This is a genomic window from Pseudomonas sp. A-RE-19 (assembly GCF_019956555.1).
In the GTDB taxonomy this organism is placed as follows: Bacteria; Pseudomonadota; Gammaproteobacteria; order Pseudomonadales; family Pseudomonadaceae; genus Aquipseudomonas.
Genome location: NZ_JAHBDQ010000070.1, coordinates 43,536 through 62,724, shown reverse-complemented (window position 1 = coordinate 62,724; position 19,189 = coordinate 43,536). Strand labels below are relative to the sequence as shown.

Annotated in this window: 16 protein-coding genes; 3 read left to right on the top strand and 13 right to left on the bottom strand. The window is 59.7% G+C overall.

What is annotated here, in order from left to right:
* Positions 1-306: 306 nt before the first annotated feature.
* Positions 307-2,157 (top strand): sigma-54-dependent Fis family transcriptional regulator, encoded by a 1,851-nt coding sequence (locus KGB14_RS25715; RefSeq protein ID WP_223489882.1) that lies wholly within the window; start codon positions 307-309, stop codon positions 2,155-2,157.
* A gap of 182 nt (positions 2,158-2,339) precedes the next feature.
* On the opposite strand, the gene cysS is transcribed toward KGB14_RS25715, so the two are convergent.
* A complete protein-coding gene (gene cysS, locus KGB14_RS25710) occupies positions 2,340-3,722 on the bottom strand; it encodes a cysteine--tRNA ligase (RefSeq protein ID WP_223489879.1) in 1,383 nt (460 codons plus the stop codon).
* Between the two features lie 15 nt (positions 3,723-3,737).
* Positions 3,738-5,435, bottom strand: coding sequence for a glutamine--tRNA ligase/YqeY domain fusion protein (locus KGB14_RS25705; protein ID WP_223489877.1), 1,698 nt, complete (start codon positions 5,433-5,435; stop codon positions 3,738-3,740).
* A gap of 279 nt (positions 5,436-5,714) precedes the next feature.
* On the opposite strand from KGB14_RS25705, the gene KGB14_RS25700 reads away from it, so the two are divergent.
* A complete protein-coding gene (locus tag KGB14_RS25700) occupies positions 5,715-6,221 on the top strand; it encodes a peptidylprolyl isomerase (RefSeq protein WP_223489875.1) in 507 nt (168 codons plus the stop codon).
* On the top strand, positions 6,218-6,961 hold the full coding sequence (lpxH, locus tag KGB14_RS25695; RefSeq protein ID WP_223489873.1) for a UDP-2,3-diacylglucosamine diphosphatase: 744 nt from the start codon (positions 6,218-6,220) through the stop codon (positions 6,959-6,961). The genes KGB14_RS25700 and lpxH overlap by 4 nt, the downstream gene beginning before the upstream one ends.
* Before the next feature lie 107 nt (positions 6,962-7,068).
* On the opposite strand, the gene KGB14_RS25690 is transcribed toward lpxH, so the two are convergent.
* The 11 genes from KGB14_RS25690 to KGB14_RS25640 form a co-directional block, all read right to left on the bottom strand.
* Positions 7,069-8,598, bottom strand: coding sequence for a DHA2 family efflux MFS transporter permease subunit (locus KGB14_RS25690; protein WP_223489870.1), 1,530 nt, complete (start codon positions 8,596-8,598; stop codon positions 7,069-7,071).
* Between the two features lie 77 nt (positions 8,599-8,675).
* Positions 8,676-9,893, bottom strand: a complete 1,218-nt coding sequence (locus tag KGB14_RS25685; protein ID WP_223489868.1) for an HlyD family efflux transporter periplasmic adaptor subunit — start codon at positions 9,891-9,893, stop codon at positions 8,676-8,678.
* Positions 9,894-9,908: 15 nt separating this feature from the next.
* On the bottom strand, positions 9,909-11,378 hold the full coding sequence (locus KGB14_RS25680; protein WP_223489866.1) for an efflux transporter outer membrane subunit: 1,470 nt from the start codon (positions 11,376-11,378) through the stop codon (positions 9,909-9,911).
* Entirely contained in the window at positions 11,368-11,847 is a 480-nt protein-coding gene (locus KGB14_RS25675) for a MarR family winged helix-turn-helix transcriptional regulator (RefSeq protein ID WP_223489863.1), read from the bottom strand. Before KGB14_RS25675 ends, KGB14_RS25680 begins: the two co-directional genes overlap by 11 nt.
* Before the next feature lie 194 nt (positions 11,848-12,041).
* Positions 12,042-13,361: an OprD family porin gene (locus KGB14_RS25670; protein ID WP_223489861.1), complete on the bottom strand. Its 1,320-nt coding sequence runs from the start codon at positions 13,359-13,361 to the stop codon at positions 12,042-12,044.
* A 191-nt stretch (positions 13,362-13,552) separates the two neighbouring features.
* Positions 13,553-14,386 carry a phosphodiesterase gene (locus KGB14_RS25665; protein ID WP_223489859.1) on the bottom strand — a complete coding sequence of 278 codons (834 nt, stop codon included), beginning with the start codon at positions 14,384-14,386 and terminating at the stop codon, positions 13,553-13,555.
* Positions 14,387-14,411: 25 nt separating this feature from the next.
* Positions 14,412-15,443 carry an ABC transporter ATP-binding protein gene (locus KGB14_RS25660; protein WP_223489857.1) on the bottom strand — a complete coding sequence of 344 codons (1,032 nt, stop codon included), beginning with the start codon at positions 15,441-15,443 and terminating at the stop codon, positions 14,412-14,414.
* A complete protein-coding gene (locus KGB14_RS25655) occupies positions 15,440-16,234 on the bottom strand; it encodes an ABC transporter permease (protein ID WP_223489855.1) in 795 nt (264 codons plus the stop codon). Before KGB14_RS25655 ends, KGB14_RS25660 begins: the two co-directional genes overlap by 4 nt.
* Positions 16,231-17,079, bottom strand: a complete 849-nt coding sequence (locus KGB14_RS25650; RefSeq protein ID WP_223490195.1) for an ABC transporter permease — start codon at positions 17,077-17,079, stop codon at positions 16,231-16,233. The genes KGB14_RS25655 and KGB14_RS25650 overlap by 4 nt, the downstream gene beginning before the upstream one ends.
* A gap of 21 nt (positions 17,080-17,100) precedes the next feature.
* Positions 17,101-18,105, bottom strand: coding sequence for an ABC transporter substrate-binding protein (locus KGB14_RS25645; RefSeq protein ID WP_223489853.1), 1,005 nt, complete (start codon positions 18,103-18,105; stop codon positions 17,101-17,103).
* On the bottom strand, positions 18,089-19,108 hold the full coding sequence (locus tag KGB14_RS25640; protein WP_223489851.1) for a substrate-binding domain-containing protein: 1,020 nt from the start codon (positions 19,106-19,108) through the stop codon (positions 18,089-18,091). Before KGB14_RS25640 ends, KGB14_RS25645 begins: the two co-directional genes overlap by 17 nt.
* Between the last annotated feature and the right edge of the window lie 81 nt (positions 19,109-19,189).

Genomic DNA, 19,189 nt, shown 5'->3' with positions numbered 1-19,189 from the left:
AATCCAAGCGGTTGATCTGGCTGGAAATTCCTTCAAATGAGATAGAAACCGCGTTCGTTGCTGAACAGAAATGAACAACCGCGACTGAACAATTGAACAGTTCAACGATTGACAATGAACAAATGTGAACAACACTCTACGGATGTTTTCAGCCACACATTGCCCCCGTAGGAGCCAGGCTTGCCGGCGAAGGCGTCATCGAAATTGCCTTCGCCGGCAAGCCTGGCTCCTACGGGGTACGTGGCGTTTGAACGTGATGCAAAACCTATAACAACAATAAAAAGCTTTATTTAGAGGCTGAATGCCATGGCCGCACCTGCCCCGCCGCTCTCCCACGACGCCATCATCCAGAACTCCTGGTCCCGCTGCCGCGCGTTCGGGCTCAATCATCAGAGCGCGCCGGCGTTCGATCAGTTGCCGGCCGCTGGCATCGCCCGGTTACTGGAGAGCCAGCATTCATTGGTGCAGACCACCCATCAGGAAGTCCTGCCGTATTACGAGAACATCCTCAGCAACTCCAATTGCCTGATCATGCTCGCCGACAATCAGGGCCAGGTGCTGACGTCCTGGGGCACCCAGCGTTTCATCGAGCCGAGCCTGACCCGCGGTTTCAGCGCGGGCGCCAGCTGGATGGAACATTGCAGCGGTACCAATGCGATCGGCACCGCGCTGGCCTGCGAACAGGCAGTGCACATTGAGCACGATGAACATTTTCTCAAGGCCAACCGTTTCATGACCGGTTCCGCCGCGCCGATTTTCGATGCCGAGCGCAAGGTGATCGCGGTGCTGGATGTGTCCAGCGACAGCTACCTGCCGCCGTCTCATACCCTGGGCATGGTCAAGATGATGAGCCAGACCGTGGAGAACCGGCTGATCCTCAACCTGTTCCACGGCCAGCATTTCCAACTGACCTTCAACACCGGGCTGAACAACCTCGACAGCCAATGGGCCGGGTTGCTGATCTTCGATGAAAGCGGCCAGGTGCTGTCCGCCAATCGCCGGGCCGACAATCTGCTGGGCATCAGCCTGTCGCGGGTGAGTGTCGAGAGTCTGTTCAAGGTGTCGCTGCTGGAATTGATCAATCAACCCGATGGATTGCCGTTCGCCTTGCAGACATCCGGGCGTAATCGTTTTCAGTGTTTGTTGAAGCGACCGAAGCAGGCATCGATTCAGCCCAGGGTGTTTGCTGAGCCCAAAAGTACCGAGCCGAAAGTCGCCGCATCGAACGCGATCAGCCTCAACACCCTGCATTTCGGCGACAGTCGCGTGGAAAAAGCCGTGCGTCAGGCCGAGCGCTTGCTGGAGAAAGACATCCCCCTGCTGATCCACGGCGAGACCGGGGTCGGCAAGGAAGTGTTCGTCAAAGCCCTGCACCAGGCCAGCTCGCGCAGCAAACAGCCGTTCATTGCCGTCAACTGTGCAGCCATCCCCGCCGAACTGGTGGAATCCGAGCTGTTCGGCTACGAGAAAGGCGCGTTCACCGGCGCCAACCAGAAAGGCAGCATCGGCCTGATCCGCAAGGCCGACAAAGGCACGCTGTTCCTCGATGAAATCGGCGACATGCCGTTGCCGACCCAGGCTCGGTTGTTACGCGTTTTGCAGGAACGTTGCGTGCAACCGGTGGGTAGCAGCGAGCTGTTCCCGGTAGACATCCGGATCATTTCAGCGACCAATCGCTCATTGCGCGAGCAGGTTCAGTTGGGGCGGTTTCGTGAAGATCTTTATTACCGCATCGGTGGTTTGACCCTGGAGCTGCCGCCACTCAGGGAGCGCAGCGACAAGCAGGCGCTGTTCAAGCGCTTGTGGGAACAGCATCGTGAACCATCGCAGTGGGCTGGGTTGAGTCCCGAAGTGATGGAGCTGTTCAGTCGTCATCCATGGCCGGGGAATTTACGTCAGGTGAGCAGTGTGATGCAGGTAGCGCTGGCCATGGCCGAGGAGCAACCGGTGCGGCCCGAGCATTTGCCGGATGATTTTTTTGTCGATCTGGAGATGGAACCGGTGGATTCGCCGGAGCCGGTAGCGATTGATTTGAATGATGCCGAGGCATTGAATCGGCAGTTGCAGGCGGCGGGAGGCAATATTTCCCATTTAGCCCGCAGGCTCGGGGTTAGTCGCAACACCCTTTACAAGCGATTGCGCCAGCTGGAAGGTTAAAAGCGAAGATCAAAAGATCGCAGCCTTCGGCAGCTCCTACAGGATTTCGTTCGCCCAATGACGCGGTTGGACGCCGTCCGGTGCAGGAGCTGCCGAAGGCTGCGATCTTTTGATCTTCAAACAAACAAAAACCCGCACAAGGCGGGTTTTCGTTTTTGTGAAAGGCGTAACGAACGCAGCAATCAGTCAGCCAATCGCCAGGTCGTCCCGCCCTTGCCGTCTTCCAGCACCACGCCCATGGCGGTGAGCTGGTCGCGGATGCGGTCGGATTCGGCCCAGTCTTTATTGGCACGGGCCGTCAGACGAGCCTGAATCAGTGCATCGACTTGCGCCGCATCGACCCGCCCTTCGGCACCGGCCTGCAGGAAGTCATCGGCCTCAAGCTGCAACACACCCAGGACGCTTGCCAGTTCCTTCAAGCGCGCCGCCAGACCGGCCGCCGCATTGAGATCGCTCTCGCGCAGACGGTTGATCTCGCGCACCATCTCGAACAGCACCGCGCAGGCTTCCGGCGTGCCGAAGTCATCGTTCATCACCTGAGTGAAGCGCTCGACGAAGGCTTCGCCGCCAGCCGGCGCCACGCTCGGCAGGCCTTTCAACGCATGGTAGAAACGCTCCAGTGCGCCTTTGGCGTCCTTGAGGTTGTCTTCCGAATAGTTGATGGCGCTGCGGTAGTGGCTCGACACCAGCAGGTACCGCACGACTTCCGGGTGGTACTTGTCGAGCACGTCGCGAATGGTGAAGAAGTTGTTCAAGGACTTGGACATCTTCTCGCCATTGATGCGAATCATGCCGCAATGCATCCACGTGTTGGCGTAGGTCTTGCCGGTGGCCGCTTCGCTCTGGGCGATTTCGTTTTCGTGGTGCGGGAACTCGAGGTCGCTGCCGCCGCCATGAATGTCGAAGGTCTCGCCGAGGCAGCAGGTCGACATCACCGAGCACTCGATGTGCCAGCCCGGACGACCGGCGCCCCACGGCGATTCCCAGCTCGGCTCGCCCGGCTTGGCGGCTTTCCACAGCACGAAGTCCAGCGGGTCCTGTTTCGACTCGTCGACTTCGATCCGTGCGCCGATGCGCAGGTCTTCGATCTTCTTGCGCGACAACTTGCCGTAGCCCATGAACTTGGCGACGCGGTAGTACACGTCGCCATTGCCCGGTGCGTAGGCATAGCCCTTGTCGATCAAGGTCTGGATCATGGTTTGCATGCCAGCGATGTGATCGGTGGCGCGCGGTTCCATGTCCGGCTTGAGGATGTTGAGGCGCGCCTCGTCCTCGTGCATCGCGGTGATCATGCGCTCGGTCAGCGCGTCGAACGGCTCGCCGTTCTCCTTCGCCCGATTGATGATCTTGTCTTCGATGTCGGTGATGTTACGCACATAGGTCAGGTTATAACCGCTGAACCGCAACCAGCGGGTCACCAGGTCGAACGCGACCATGCTGCGGCCATGGCCAATGTGGCAGTAGTCGTACACGGTCATCCCGCAGACGTACATGCGCACATTGTTGCCATCCAGAGGCTTGAAGACTTCTTTGCTCTTGGTGAGCGTGTTGTAGATCGTAAGCACTTTAGTTTCCTTGAATCACTGGCCCCACGAATCACGCAAGGTCACGGTACGGTTGAACACCGGATGACCTGGTTTCGAGTCCTTGATATCCGCGACGAAGTAACCTTCGCGCTCGAACTGGAAACGGTCTTCCGGCTGTGCATTGCCAAGCGAAGGCTCGGCACGACAACCGGTGAGGACTTGCAGCGAGTCAGGGTTGATGTTGTCCAGGAAACTGGCGCTGTCTTCGGCCTTTTCAGGGTTGGCCGAACGGAACAGGCGATCGTACAGACGCACTTCGCATTCGACGCTGGCCGCGGCCGGCACCCAGTGCACCACGCCTTTGACCTTGCGGCCTTCAGGGTTCTTGCCCAGGGTTTGCGGATCGTAGGAGCAACGCAGTTCGACGATGTTGCCCTCGGCGTCCTTGATCGCTTCGTCGGCACGGATCACGTAGCTGCCGCGCAGACGCACTTCGCCGTTCGGCTCCAGGCGCTTGTAGCCTTTCGGCGGCTCTTCCATGAAGTCTTCACGGTCGATGTAGAGCTCACGGGCGAACGGCAGGACGCGCACGCCCATGTCTTCTTTCGGGTGGCACGCCAATTCGAGGTTCTCGACCTGGCCTTCCGGGTAGTTGGTGATCACGACTTTCAACGGACGCAGTACGCACATGGCGCGCGGAGCGCTGTGGTCGAGGTCGTCACGGATGCTGAATTCGAGCATGCCGAAATCGACCACGCCGTCGGAACGGTTGGTGCCGATCATTTCGCAGAAGTTGCGGATCGATTTCGGCGTATAGCCACGGCGGCGGAAACCCGACAACGTGGACATGCGCGGATCGTCCCAGCCATGAACGTGCTTTTCATCGACCAGTTGCTTGAGCTTGCGCTTGCTGGTGATGGTGTAGTTCAGGTTCAGGCGGCTGAACTCGTACTGACGCGGGTGCGCCGGCACTGGCAGGTTGTCGAGGAACCAGTCGTACAGCGGACGGTGGCTTTCGAACTCCAGGGTGCAGATCGAGTGCGTGATGCCTTCGAGGGCATCCGACTGACCGTGGGTGAAGTCGTAGTTCGGGTAGATGCACCACTTGTCGCCGGTCTGGTGGTGATGCGCGTGACGGATGCGATACATGATCGGGTCGCGCAGGTTCATGTTCGGCGAGGCCATGTCGATCTTGGCCCGCAGCACGCGTGCGCCGTCAGGGAACTCGCCGGCGCGCATGCGGGCGAACCAGTCCAGGTTTTCTTCCACGGAGCGGTCACGGAACGGGCTGTTTTTGCCCGGCTCGGTCAGGCTGCCGCGGTATTCCTTGGCCTGCTCAGGGGTCAGATCGTCAACGTAAGCCTTGCCGGCCTTGATCAGCTCTACCGCCCAGTCATGCAACTGGTCGAAATACTGCGAGGCATAGCGCACTTCACCGGACCATTCGAAACCCAGCCATTTGACGTCGCTTTCGATCGCGTCGATGTATTCCTGGTCTTCCTTGGCCGGGTTGGTGTCGTCGAAACGCAGGTGCGTGACACCGCCGAATTCCTGGGCCAGGCCGAAGTTCACACAGATCGACTTGGCGTGACCGATGTGCAGGTAGCCGTTGGGCTCAGGCGGGAAACGGGTGACGATCTGCGTGTGCTTACCCGAGTCCAGGTCTGCCTGGATGATCGGCCGCAGGAAGTTGACCGGCACGGCAGGGCCAGTCTTGGAATTCGAGGTAGGGTCGACAGTGGGCTTGCTCATAGGATCCTTGAACGTACAAGTGCGCGGCCAGTTGGCCAAATCAAAGCGGCTGTTATAAATCAAAGGGGCTTATCATAGCCGATGCTGTCAAGTGGCTGACAGAGCAGGCCGGCAATCGGTTGCATTTAATCGGTTGCCAATGAAAAACAGCCTCGAAATTCGCGCCCGGCACGCTAAACTGCGCACCTTGGCCGAATTTGGCCGGACCGGTTGAGGGCCTGAACGCCCCGAAACCCACGAATTCATAGAAAACGCTTTACCTCATAAAGAGTGATGATCATGACCCAAGTCAAACTGACCACCAACCATGGCGACATCGTCCTGGAACTGAACGCTGAGAAAGCCCCGATCACCGTGGCCAACTTCATCGAGTACGTTAAAGCCGGTCACTACGAAAACACTGTTTTCCACCGCGTCATCGGTAACTTCATGATCCAGGGCGGCGGTTTCGAGCCAGGCATGAAAGAAAAGAAAGACAAGCGCCCAAGCATCCAGAACGAAGCCGACAACGGCCTGCCGAACGTGAAGTACAGCGTGGCCATGGCCCGCACCATGGAGCCGCATTCGGCTTCCGCCCAGTTCTTCATCAACGTGGCTGACAACAGCTTCCTGAACCACAGCGGCAAAACCACTCAGGGTTGGGGCTACGCGGTGTTCGCTAAAGTCGTTGAAGGCACCGATGTAGTCGACAAGATCAAAGGCGTGGCCACCACCTCCAAAGCCGGCCACCAGGACGTACCCGCAGAAGACGTGATCATCGAGAAAGCCGAGATCATCGAAGCGTGATATTGCTGATTTCAGACTTGCATCTGGAAGAGGAGCGCCCGGACATTACCCGGGCGTTTCTGGATTTGCTCGCCGAACGCGCCCGCTCGGCGAGTGCGTTGTACATTCTGGGCGACTTTTTCGAGGCGTGGATTGGCGACGATGCCATGACGCCGTTCCAGCGTTCCATCTGCCAGGCCCTGCGCGAACTTGGCGACAGCGGCACGGCCATTTTTCTGATGCACGGCAATCGCGACTTCATGCTCGGCAAGGCCTTCTGCAAAGCAGCCGGCTGCACCTTGCTCAAAGACCCGAGTGTCGTGCAGTTTTACGGCGAGCCGGTGCTGTTGATGCACGGCGACAGCCTCTGTACCCGCGACGTCGGCTATATGAAGCTGCGACGCTACCTGCGTAACCCGATCACCCTGTTTGTCCTGCGGCACCTGCCCTTGCGCACTCGCCATAAACTGGCGCGCAAGCTGCGCAGTGAAAGCCGTGCGCAGACGCGGATGAAGGCCAATGACATTGTTGATGTCACGCCGGAAGAAATACCGCGGATCATGCAGCAATATGGCGTGAAAACCCTGATCCACGGGCACACCCATCGCCCCGCCATCCACAAGTTGCAGATTGGCGAGCAGGCGGCCAAACGCATTGTGTTGGGGGATTGGGATCGTCAGGGCTGGGCGTTGCAGGTGGATGAGCAAGGGTTTGCGCTGGCGCCGTTTGATTTTGGTAACCCGCGCCTGACTGCAGAGTGAAATCCTTGTAGGAGCGAGGCTTGCCCGCGAAGGCGTCATATCAGTCAACATTGATGTTGAATGTGGTGACGCCTTCGCGGGCAAGCCTCACTCCTACAGGGTTTCGCTCAATGACCGGCAGCAGCCGGCCCCGCTTTCGCCGCAAACGGCGGTTTCGCCAGCCACACCAGCACAATCAACCCCATGAACGCCCACCCCAGCAACGTGAAGTAATCCACGGTGGAGAGCATGTACGCCTGACTGGTCAGCACATGATCCAGCTGCGCGTAGGCCGGGTTGCCCGCCCCGCCCAGCGCATTCAGGGCATCCCGGGTCGCCGGCTCATAGGTGGAGATGCTTTCACTCAAATAGGCATGGTGCTGATCGGCACGGCGAATCCAGATCCAGGTGGTCAACGACGCGGCAAAACTACCGCCCAGGGTCCGCAGGAAGGTCGCAAGCCCCGCGCCATCGGCAATCTGGCTCGGTGGCAAGTCCGACATCAAGATGCTCAGGGTCGGCATGAAGAACAGCGCCACGCCAATGCCCATGAACAGCTGCACCAGGGCGATGTGCTGGAAGTCCACTTCGTTGGTAAACCCGGCACGCATGAAGCAGCTCAGGCCAATCGCCAGGAACGCCAGGCCGGCCAGCAGCCGCAGGTCGAACTTGTGTGCGTATTTACCGACAAACGGCGACATCAGCACCGGCAAAATACCGATCGGCGCCACCGCCAGCCCCGCCCAAGTGGCCGTGTAGCCCATCTGGGTTTGCAACCATTGCGGCAGGATCAGGTTGATGCCGAAGAACCCGGCGTAACCCAGCACCAACACAACGGTGCCGATGCGGAAATTACGGTAAGCAAACAGCCGCAGGTTGACCACCGGGTGTTTGTCGGTCATTTCCCAGATCACGAATACCGCCAGTGCTATCACCGAAATAGCCGCGCCGATCAGGATGAAATTCGATTCGAACCAGTCCAGGTCATTGCCCTTGTCGAGGATTACCTGCAGTGCGCCGACACCAATGATCAAGGAGATCAAACCCACGTAATCCATCGGCTGGTAACTGGTCTCCACCGGACGCGCCTTGAGTTGCTGGCGCACCACCATCACCGCGAAAACCCCGATCGGTACGTTGATAAAGAAAATCCACGGCCAGCTGTAGCTGTCGGTGATCCAGCCGCCGAGGATGGGCCCTGCAATCGGCGCCACCACCGTGACCATTGCCAGCAACGCCAGGGCCATGCCTCGCCTGGCGGGCGGATAGACCGCGATCAACAGCGTTTGGGTCATCGGGTACAACGGCCCGGCCACCAAGCCTTGAAGCACCCGAAAGCCGATCAGCTCCGGCATCGAGGTCGAGATACCGCAGAGAAACGACGCCAGCACGAACAGCATCGTCGCCCAGAGAAACAGCTTCACCTCGCCAAAGCGCCGGCTGAGCCAACCGGTCAGCGGCAGCGCAATGGCGTTGCTCACGGCAAACGAGGTAATCACCCAGGTGCCCTGCTCCGAACTCACGCCCAGGTTGCCGGAAATCGTCGGCAAGGCCACGTTGGCGATGGTGGTGTCGAGCACCTGCATGAACGTCGCCAGCGACAGGCCGATGGTGCTGAGCACCAGGCTGGGCGGCGAGAAAGAGGCGTTTTTGCTCATCGCGAATCCTTTGGAACGAGGATGGCGCTGCGCCTGTTACTGACGCAGCTGACCTTGTGGGAGCGAGCTGTGGCGAATCAGCGGTGCGCGGTTTTAATGACCGCGGCGCTGTTGTCGTGGATCAACTGGGTGATCATCGCGTCGGCCTCGGCCAACTGACGGTCGTAGACACTGGTGCTGAACGACGCCTGTTGCGGCGGCTGTTGCGCCAGCACCGGACCGCTCTGGTCATGCAGGTTCACATCGACCTGAGTCGACAGGCCGACCCGCAACGGGTGCTTGGCCAGTTCTTCGGTGTTGATGTGAATGCGTACCGGCACCCGCTGGACGATCTTGATCCAGTTACCGGTGGCGTTCTGCGCCGGCAGCAAGGCAAACGCGCTGCCGGTCCCGGCGCCAAGGCTGTCGATGGTGCCGCTGTATTTGACGTCGCTGCCGTAGAGGTCGGCTTCGATGTCCACTGGCTGACCGATGCGCATGTCACGCAGTTGGGTTTCCTTGAAGTTGGCGTCGATCCACAGTTGATCCAGCGGGATCACCGCCATCAGCGCGGTGCCCGGCTGGACCCGCTGCCCCAGTTGCACGCTGCGTTTGGCAACGTAACCGGTGACCGGTGCGATCAAGGTGCTGCGGGCATTGTTCAGGTACGCCTGACGCAATTGCGCGGCAGCGGACATTACGTCCGGGTGCGACGACACCACGGTGTCATCGACCAGCGCGCTGGTGGTCATGAGCTGTTGTTTGGCGTTGGCCAGGGCGTTTTGCGCCGAGGTCAGGTCATCGCGAGCATGGGACAGTTCTTCCTGGGAAATCGCGCCGCCAGCGGCGAGGTTTTTCCGGCGATTGAAGTTGTCCTGAGCTTTTTGCACTTCAGCCTGCTGCGCATTGACCTGGGCTTTCATGCCGTCGACGTTGCTGTACAAACCGCGCACCTGACGCACGGTGCGGGCCAGATTGGCCTGGGCACTTTGCAGCCCGACTTCGGCATCGTTCGGGTCGAAGTTGATCAGCACCTGGCCTTCGTGGACCAGATCGCCATCGTCGGCGCCAATGCTGACCACGGTACCAGTGACCAGCGGGGTGATTTCCACCACGTTGCCGTTCACATAGGCGTCGTCGGTGCTTTCATTCCAGCGACCGAAGAGTTCGTGATAACCCCAGACGCCGAGCCCGGCGAGGATGACCACGAGGGTCAGTACAAACAGCATCACTTTGCGTTTGCGTGGATTGCTCGTGTCTTGAGCGTTGTCAGACGCTATATCAGTTGGAGCAGGGGTTGTATCGACAGTGGCCATGACGAGTACCTTGAATTAGTTGTGCTGCGTGGCTGGGATTGCGTTGGCTGCGGTCAGGGTTTCGCCCTGAAAACCGCCACCCAGCGCCTGCATCAATTGAATCGACAGGTCGATCTGCTCGGCATTCAGGTTGGCCAGCTGACGCTGGGCCTGGAGCAATTGCTGCTCGATGCTGAGCACGTCCAGGTAGTTACCGATACCGGAACCGTAACGCTGGACCACGGTGTTGTAAGAATCCTGGGCAATGTCGGTCGCATGTTGCTGGGCGCCGATTTGCCGGCCGATATCACGCAGCTGGTTGATGGTGTCGCTGACATCGCCCAGGGCTTTCACCAGGCTTTTGTTGTACTGCGCCACCGCGAGGTCGTAATCGGCGTCGCGGGAATCAAGGTCGGCACGCAAACGGCCGCCGTCGAAAATCGGCACCGAGATGGTCGGCGCGATATTGAAGAAGCGACTGGCGGAACCGAACATTGCGTCTCCCAATAACGATTCGGCACCGGCCGCGGCGCTAAGGTTCAGATTGGGATAGAACTGGGTTTTGCCGGCGGCGATGTTCTTGCTCGCCGCTTCGACCCGCCAGCGGGCGGCTACCAGGTCTGGACGACGACCCAGTAACTCGGCCGGCAACACCGATGGCAGTGCCACTGCGCTGGCCTGAAGGATTTTCGGCCGGGCGATTTCATTGCCGCGATCCGGGCCTTTGCCGAGTAGCACAGCCAAAGCGATTTTCGCGCTTTGCAGGCGTTTCTCGGCGTCTATCAGGCTGGCTTCGGCGCTGGCTTCCAGGCTTTCGGTCTGCTGGAACTGGTACTGACTGTCGATCCCCGAGTTCAGGCGACGCTGGCTCAGGTCGAGCATTTGCTTGGTGCGCTTGAGGTCTTCACTGGCCAGGTCATGGATGATGTGTGCCTGGCCCAAATCGCTGTAGGCGCGGGCGACGTCGGCGGACAAGGTCAGCTGCGCGGCCTGCTGATCGACTTCGGCGGCGCGGGCCTGGCCCAATGCGGCTTCCCAGGCATCGCGCTGACCGCCCCAGAGGTCGAAGTTGTAATTGAACTTGGCGCCGAGATTACGCACGGTGGAGTAGGTGCCGCCCTGCCCGCTCGGGTCCTGATCGCGAGCCAGACGCGAACGACTGACACCGGCGCTGGCATCCAGAGTCGGCATCCGTGCGGCATCGGCGGCATACGCGGCGGCGCTGGCCTGATGGGCACGGGCGTCGGCGATTTGCATGTCGGGGCTGTCGTGCAGGGCTTCGCGGATCAGACCGTCAAGCTGCGGGTCGCCGAGGTTTTTCCACCAGTCGCTTTTCGGCCACGCGGCGGGTGACAGGGTCACGCCGTTGAGGGATTGCCCGGCCTTGAGATTTTTCGCATCGAGGCTGACGCCTTCGGTGGTCAGGCCGCTGTAACTGGCGCAACCGGCAAGGCTCATGGCCAACAGCACCAGGCTCAGTCCGCTACGCAGGCTTTTACTGTTCATCGCCACCTACCCGCAACAAGGTGATCGAGTCACCCGCTGCTACCAGAATTTTCTTCAGGATCTGTTCCAGGGTTTTCAATTCTTCCGGGGTGATGGCGCCGGCCAGTTCATTCATGGCGTCGGCGCCGATCTGCGGCAACTGGTCGGTCAGCTGCTGGCCCTGTTCGGTCAGCACCAACTGAACCTGACGGCGGTCCGCCTCGGAGCGTTGGCGGGCGAGGAAACCTTTCTGTTCCAGACGATCGAGCATGCGAGTCATCGAACCGCTGTCCAGCGATAGGTGACGGCATAGCTCGGCCGGGGTATCGACGCCGAACTGGGCCATGATGATCAGCACCTTGAACTGCGCGGCGGTGATGCCGTGGGGTTCCATGTGCGTGTCGATGATCCGGTCCTTGAGCAGCGCGGCGCGTCCGAGCAGGAGGCCGAGATGGCAATTATGGAAATCGTATGAGCTGAAATGTTTCATCTGAACACCAATTAGCTGCCTAGGCAGAGAATGTATGTCGAGATATTACTGCCTAGGCAGCCAATGTCAACGCATTAGTTAGGATGCTTTGTATTTGGCTGATCAGCGGCGGGGAACGAAGGGGCAAATCGTCGGCAGGAACAGGTTCACGCACATGATCGTGAACCTGTTCGCCGATGGGCTTGAAGGCGGGCTTACATCAGGGGAATGGAATAGCTCACGATCAGGCGATTCTGATCCTGGTTGCGGGCGATATCGCTGCGTAACATTGCGTTGCGCCAGCCGAAACCGACGTTTTTCAACGCGCCACTTTGAATTACATAATCCAGGGATATATCGCGCTCCCATTCGCTCGCGTCCTGGCCGCTGGTCGTCTGGATGTTGTTGCCCTTGAGGTACATGACCGACGCCTTCAGGCCCGGAACTCCCATTGCGGCGAAGTCGTAGGCGTATTGCGCGAAAGCGGTCCGTTCGCCGGCCTGGATGAAGGTTTGGATGGTGCGGTCGGTGTACAGATAAAGACTGGCGCCGCCCTCGCCTTTGTCGACCAACCCGCCCTGATTGAGTTGAGCAAAGTTGCTGTCATCGGAAACGCTTTGATAACCCGCCGTAATGGCATGGCCGCCTAACGAGTAAATGAATGCCGCACTCCAGGTATCGTTGTCGATTTCACCCGTCCCGCCTTTGGTATAACCACCAAACTTGTAACCACTGGCACGCCCGGCTGCATTGCTGTTCTTGCCATCGGAAGTGGTCTTGAAATATCGCAAGTCGGTTTTCAGCGAGCCGTATTCACCCAACGGCAGAACATGCAATAAACCGGCGAAGTGCTGTTGGTAATAGTCTTCGAGATTGGCGTAGTAATACTGGGCAGTCAGGTCTTTAGTCAGTTTGTAATCACCGCCGGCAAAGGTGAACTTGTTGCTTTCCTGGGTGGCGCCCGCCACCGCCAGGCCGGCACTGTCGCTGGAACCGCGGCCAGTAGCATGCTCAATTTGGCCGGCGGTAAAGGTCAGGTTATCGAGTTCGTTGCTGGTGACCTGACCGCCTTCAAAGGTTTGCGGCAGCAGTCGACCATCGTTCGCCACCAGAATCGGCAACTTCGGCTGCAAGGTGCCGTAGCGCAACTCGGTCTTGGAGAACCGCATCTTTGCCGTCGCACCGACACGCCCCCATTGATCCGCGGCCTTATCGCCATCGCTGGGAATCATTGAACTGCCGACATGCCGTCCTTCACCGCTATCGAGCTTGATCCCAAGCAAACCGATCGCATCCAGACCGAAACCCACCGTACCGTCGGTGAACCCCGACTGATAGTTGAGCATGAAGCCTTGGCCCCACTCTTCGGTTTTCGACGGCGCGGCGGCACCGTCGCGGTTATCGTTATTGAAATAGAAGTTACGCAAGTTCAAGTTGGCTTTACTGTCATTAATGAAATCAGCAGACGCCAGGGGACTCAGGGCCATGCCCAAACCGCCGGTCAAAAAACTTAATACTTGAAGCGAGGCTTTCATCAGGGCGAACTCCAGCGCAGAAACCATGTTCTGTGCGCAGTAAAAAGACAGCAGGAAGCAACGGGCCCGCCAATGGATAAGCCCGAGCATTAAGTCATCATTGAGATAAACGTCGTGTAACCGTACTAAGTGGCCGTCGTTAAAACCTCCCCAAGCTAAATAAGGACAGCATCGTCATCGTCCTGGTGTTATCAGTCGATCAATCCATGAACGTCATAAAATGGATAAGGCCCGGCGTATTCACCGAACACGGCGTTGTGGGTCACCAGACCTTGTTGCGGATGCCAGCGATGCACCAGGTACCCCGCTGGCTCCAGATTGAAATGTGCGGGCGCGGATGCCTCCAGATCCAGCACAATCTGGTGGGAAGTGCCGGGGCACACACAACTCAGCGAGCCGCCGAAGCGACGCTGCATCGGCCGATGCAGATGCCCACAAAGCAAGCGTTCTACCTGCGGATGGCGAGCGACGAGCGCTTCCAGCGCCGCGGTATTGATAAACGGCTCGTGGTCCATGTGGCCGATACCGGTGATAAACGGCGGATGATGGAGAATCAACAGCGTCGGTACATGGGGGCGACGGGACAATTGCTCATCGAGCCAGCGCAACTGGCTGTCCAGCAATTGACCGCCATGGGCGCCCGGCCGGGTCGAGTCCAGGCCGATCAGGCGTACCGGGTGCTCCTCGACCACCCAATCGAGCGGCGCATTGGCGTTAGTCGGCAAATAAGTGTGATGGGTAAATCCCGCCAGTAGCTGCTCGCGATCATCGTGATTGCCGGGTACCAGATAGACAGGCATGTGCAATCGCGCCAGTTCGCGCTTGAGCACCGCGTATTCATCGGCACGGCCGAAATCCACCAGGTCGCCGCTGATGACCACGATGTCAGGGCGTGGTTGGCTGGCATTCAAATGATCGACCGCGCGCCGCAACGCGCCCAGACAGTCGACCACGCCATAGGTCAGCTTTTGATCGGCTTTAAGGTGCAAATCGCTGATCTGCGCAATAAGAAACGGACTGTTCAAAATAAGTGCTCTTAAACAAAAAACATCACGAATGCAGGGTGAACAACACGTGTGGCTCGATGGCCAGGGCAATCAGCGCGCCGGTGGCATGAATGACGCCGTCAGCGCTGTCGACCAGCAATGGCTGCCCAGCCCCAACGTCCACCAACAGGCGACTTTGCGCCCCCTGGAAAAACTGCCCGACCAGACGACCGCGCACATGCCCGGCACCGTCCATCACCCGCAAATGCTCAGGACGGCAGTACACCGTCGTCGGCACAGGGATGCCCTTCCAGGGCAACTCGCCGCCGCTGACCTTCAAGCCATGGGCGGTCGGCTCGATCACCGGGAACGCATTGAGGTTGCCGACGAAACTGGCGACAAACGCGTTGGCGGGTTGCTGATAGATGTCTCGCGGCGTGGCCAGTTGTGCGATGCGTCCGCGCTCCATGACCAGGATCCGGTCCCCCAGCGCCATGGCCTCGCCCTGGTCGTGCGTCACAAACACCGAGGTAATGCGCAAGCTGCGCAGCAGTTGATCCAGCTCGCTGCGCAGCCGTTCGCGCAACTGCGCATCCAGCGCTGCCAACGGCTCATCAAGCAGCAACACCCGAGGCCGGGGGGCCAACGCACGGGCGAGTGCCACCCGCTGACGCTGGCCGCCGGACAACTCGTGAATGCGGCGTTTGCCGTGACCCTGCAGGCCGACCAGTTCCAGTAACTCGGCGCAACGCTTGTTGCGTTCGGCGGGCGACAGGCCTCTTATCTTCAGGCCGTAAACAATATTGCCGGCCACGTCCAGGTTCGGAAACAACGCGTAATTCTGAAACACCATGCCCACGTCGCGGCGCTCGATGGGCAGGCGTGTGACGTCACTGTCGGCAAAGAAAATCTGCCCGACATCCGGGCGCTCAAGGCCGGCGATCATGCGCAACGTGGTGGTTTTACCGCAACCGGACGGGCCAAGGATCGCCAAGGTTTCCCCGGCCTCGATAGTCAGGTTCAAATCGTCTACAGCAACGGTTCCGTCAGAGAACGCCTTGCGGCAACCCTGCAGGCGAATAGTGGTTCCAGTCATCGACGCTCTCCACGAGAAAGACGGGCGCTGATGGCCTGCAACGCAATCAGCAGCGGCACGATCATCAACAGAAATATGAGGGTGTAGGCGCTGGCCACTTCCAGCCGCGCCGAGGCATAGCTGTCAGCCAGGCCCACTGGCAAGGTCTTGGTCATCGGTGTGTGGAGCATCCAGGTCAGGTTGAACTCACCCAGCGACAGGGTGACGACCATCAGCACTCCGGCCAGTATCCCGGCCCGACAATTGGGCACCACCACACTGAAGAAACGCTTGATCGGCCCGGCACCGAGGCTCGCCGCCGCCTCTTCGAGCGTCGGCAAGTGCTGGCGCTGCATCACCGCCATCACTGGGCGCACCAGAAATGGCAAGGTAAACAGCACATGACCCACCAGGATAAACAGCCAACTGCTGCGAAATTCACCGAACTGCCCGTAGGTCAGCAGCAACGCCAAAGCAGTGGCCAAGCCTGGCATGGCCACGGGCAATACCATCAGCTCTTCGAATGCGCGGCTGAAGCGGTTGTTCATCCGCACCAGGGCATAAGCCGCCGGCACGCCGATCACGCAAACACACACGGCACAGGCAACCGCCAATTGCAGCGATAACCAGACCGTCGGCGAGTAGCTTTGCCAGACCTGAATCAACCAGTCGAACGTCAGGCCACCGGACACCCCGACGAAGTAATTGCGCGTCAGCCCCGCCAGCAACGACATCAGCACGGGCAGCAACATGAAGGCACAGACCAGCAGGGTAAAAACCAGCTGTGCGATAAACAGTGTTGTTCGTTTCACAAAACCGTCCCCGACTGTTTGGCCACGCGCCGTGCCAGTAACAGCACCGCCCAGGTGACCGCTCCGAGGATGACCGACAGCGCAGCGGCCACGGTGAAATTGGCGTAGTTGGTGAACACGTTATAGATGGCCACGGGGGTCACGTTCAGCCGCGTGCCCAAGGTGAACGCAGTGCCGAAAGCGCCCATCGACGTCGCGAAACAAATGGCGCCGCAGGACACCAGCGCGGGAGCCAACCCCGGCACGATCACGTCGCACACCACCCGCCAATGCCCGGCGCCGAGTGAGTGCGCGGCTTCTTCCAGGCTGCGATCCAGGCTTTCACACGCGGCCATCACCGTGAGAATCACCCGCGGAATCGAGAAGTACAGATAACCGATGAACAGCCCCGTCAGCGAGTAAGCGAAAATCCAGCGCTCACCCGCCAGCTCCAGACCGAGCGAGGCAAAAAGGCCTTGTCGACCGGCCAGCAGAATCACCAGAAAGCCGACCACCACCCCGGGAAACGCCAGCGGAAACGTCAGCAGCGCAACCAACGCCGAGCGCCCGAAGAACTGCTGGCGAGCGAGAAACACCCCGCTGATGCCACCGACCAACAACGCCGCCAGTGCCACCAACGCCGCCAGGAGGCAGGTCTGCACCAAGCTGCCAAGGTATTGCGCACTACTGAGCACTTGCCAATAGCCACTGTCGCTGCCGTCGCGCCGTTGCCCACCCAGCAGAATCAAATGCGCCAGCGGCAACAGCCAGAACGCGAGCAGAACCGCCGCCGCCGGGGCCAGCGCCCAGGCGGCCGTTGGTCGCAAGCGCTGTAAAACATCGTGGCGGGACGAGACGTCCTGCACGTTGAGCGGCACAGTCGTCACTTACTTGACCTCACTCAGATAGCGCGCAGCAAAGGCTTCCTGCACCGCCTCCATTTTTTCGTAATCGACCACGCCGGCGCGGGCATAGTCACTGTCTGGAAGGAACTGCGCGGCGACGTCGGCCGGCATCTTCATCTCACGAACCGGACGCAGATATGCCTTGGCCCATAACGCCTGCCCCTGGTCGGACAGCACAAAATCCAGGACCTTTTCGGCGTTGGCGCGATGCGGCGCGTTGTCGACCACGCTCATCACGTAAGGCACGCTGATGCTGCCTTCCCTGGGGATCACGAAAGCGACGTTGGCCTTGTCTTTGTAGCGCGCGCGGTAAGCGTTGAAATCGTAGTCGACCAGAATCGGCAGCTCACCGGAAAGCACCCGCGCATACGCGGTTTGTTTCGGCACGATGGGCGCGTTTTTCGCCAGTTTCTGGAAGTAATCAATGGCGGGCGCGAAGTTATCCAGGGTCCCGCCCATGGCCTGATTAATGGCGACCGCCGACACGTAACCGACGAATGCACTGGATGGGTCGAGGTAGCCGACCATGCCTTTGTACTCAGGCTTGAGCAGATCAGCCCAGCTCTGCGGAACCGGCAAGCCACCCAGCGCATCGACGTTGACCATGATTCCCAACGTGCCGGAATGAATTGCAAACCAGTGCCCCTGCGGGTCTTTCAACCCCGTCGGAATCTGCTCCCAGCCTTTGGGTTTATAAGTCCCGACCACTCCGGCTTTTTGTGCCTGTAAACCGAACGTCACGCCGTAATACACCACGTCCGCCACCGGCGCGGCGTGCTCGGCAACCAGCTGCGCCAGGGCCTGGCCAGAGTTTTTGTTGTCCAGCGGTACCTGCACGCCTGTGGTGTCGGCAATGGCCTTGAGTTGAGTGCCCCAATCCGCCCATTCCGGCGGACAGTTGTAGCAAATCGCCGTTTCAGCGGCCTGGGCCAGGCTGGCCACACCGCACAGCCATAACGCCGCCAGGGTTTTAGTGAAGCGGATCATCGAGTTTCTCCTCATAGGGTTGAGTACTTTCGCCTGGCCGGACATGGCAAGGCAGGCAATGGGAAACCGGGGCGGCGCCAGCAATTTGTGCCAGCAACTGGTCAATGACCGTGCTGGCCAGCGTTGCAATTGGCTGCACCACGCTGCACAGCGTGGGGTGCATTTGCGTGCCCAGGGCGATACCGTCGAAACCGATCACTGACAGTTGCCGAGGCACATTCCAGCCGTGTCGGCGCAGTTCGGCGATCAGGCTGATCGCCAGCAAATCGTTGGAACAGACCAACGCGCTGGGCGCCTGTGGTCCGGACAAAAAAGGTTCAAGGGCGGCGAAATCGGCTTGGGTATGGGCGGGCATTTCGATCACCGGCAAGCTGTCGAGGCCGTGCTCACGCATCGCGTCGCCATAACCGGCGTAACGCAGACGGGCACGGTCAGACTGCAATGCCGGGCCGGCGACCATGCCAATGCGCCGATGCCCCGCGTCCAACAAGTAACGCGTGGCCAGTGCCATCCCGGCGCGGTTGTCGACCGACACCGCGCTGTAATCGGGATTGCCCGGTTGGTGATAAGCCAGCACAAACGGCGTGTCCTCGCTGGCGAGGCTTTGCAGCACGCGGTTGCTTTCGGCATCGGTGACGGTCAGCACCAGCCCGTCAACCCGCTGGCGCAACAACTCCTCGACCACCGCGCTTTCACGCTCGCTGTTGTAATCGGTGGTCGCCAGCAACAAATTGTAGCCACGCAAACGCGCGGCCCGCTCCATTGCCTGGAACTGCTCGGCGAACACCGGATTGAGGAGATTGGGGACCACCACCCCGATCAGGTTGGTGGTTTGCAAACGCAGTTGGCGGCCGAGGCGATTGGGCCGAAAACCCAGCTCGCGGGCAGCGGCGAACACTTGCTCGCGGGTCGCCGGACGCACCACTTCGGGGGAGGCAAAGGTCCGCGCGGCAGTCGCCCGCGATACACCTGCCAGTCGTGCAACTTCTTTCAAATCAGTCATTGTCGCTCGCTTGAGATCGATCTCATTGGCGAGAACATTACTCAGCGAACATGGCGTTCATGCGATTAAAAGATGACATTT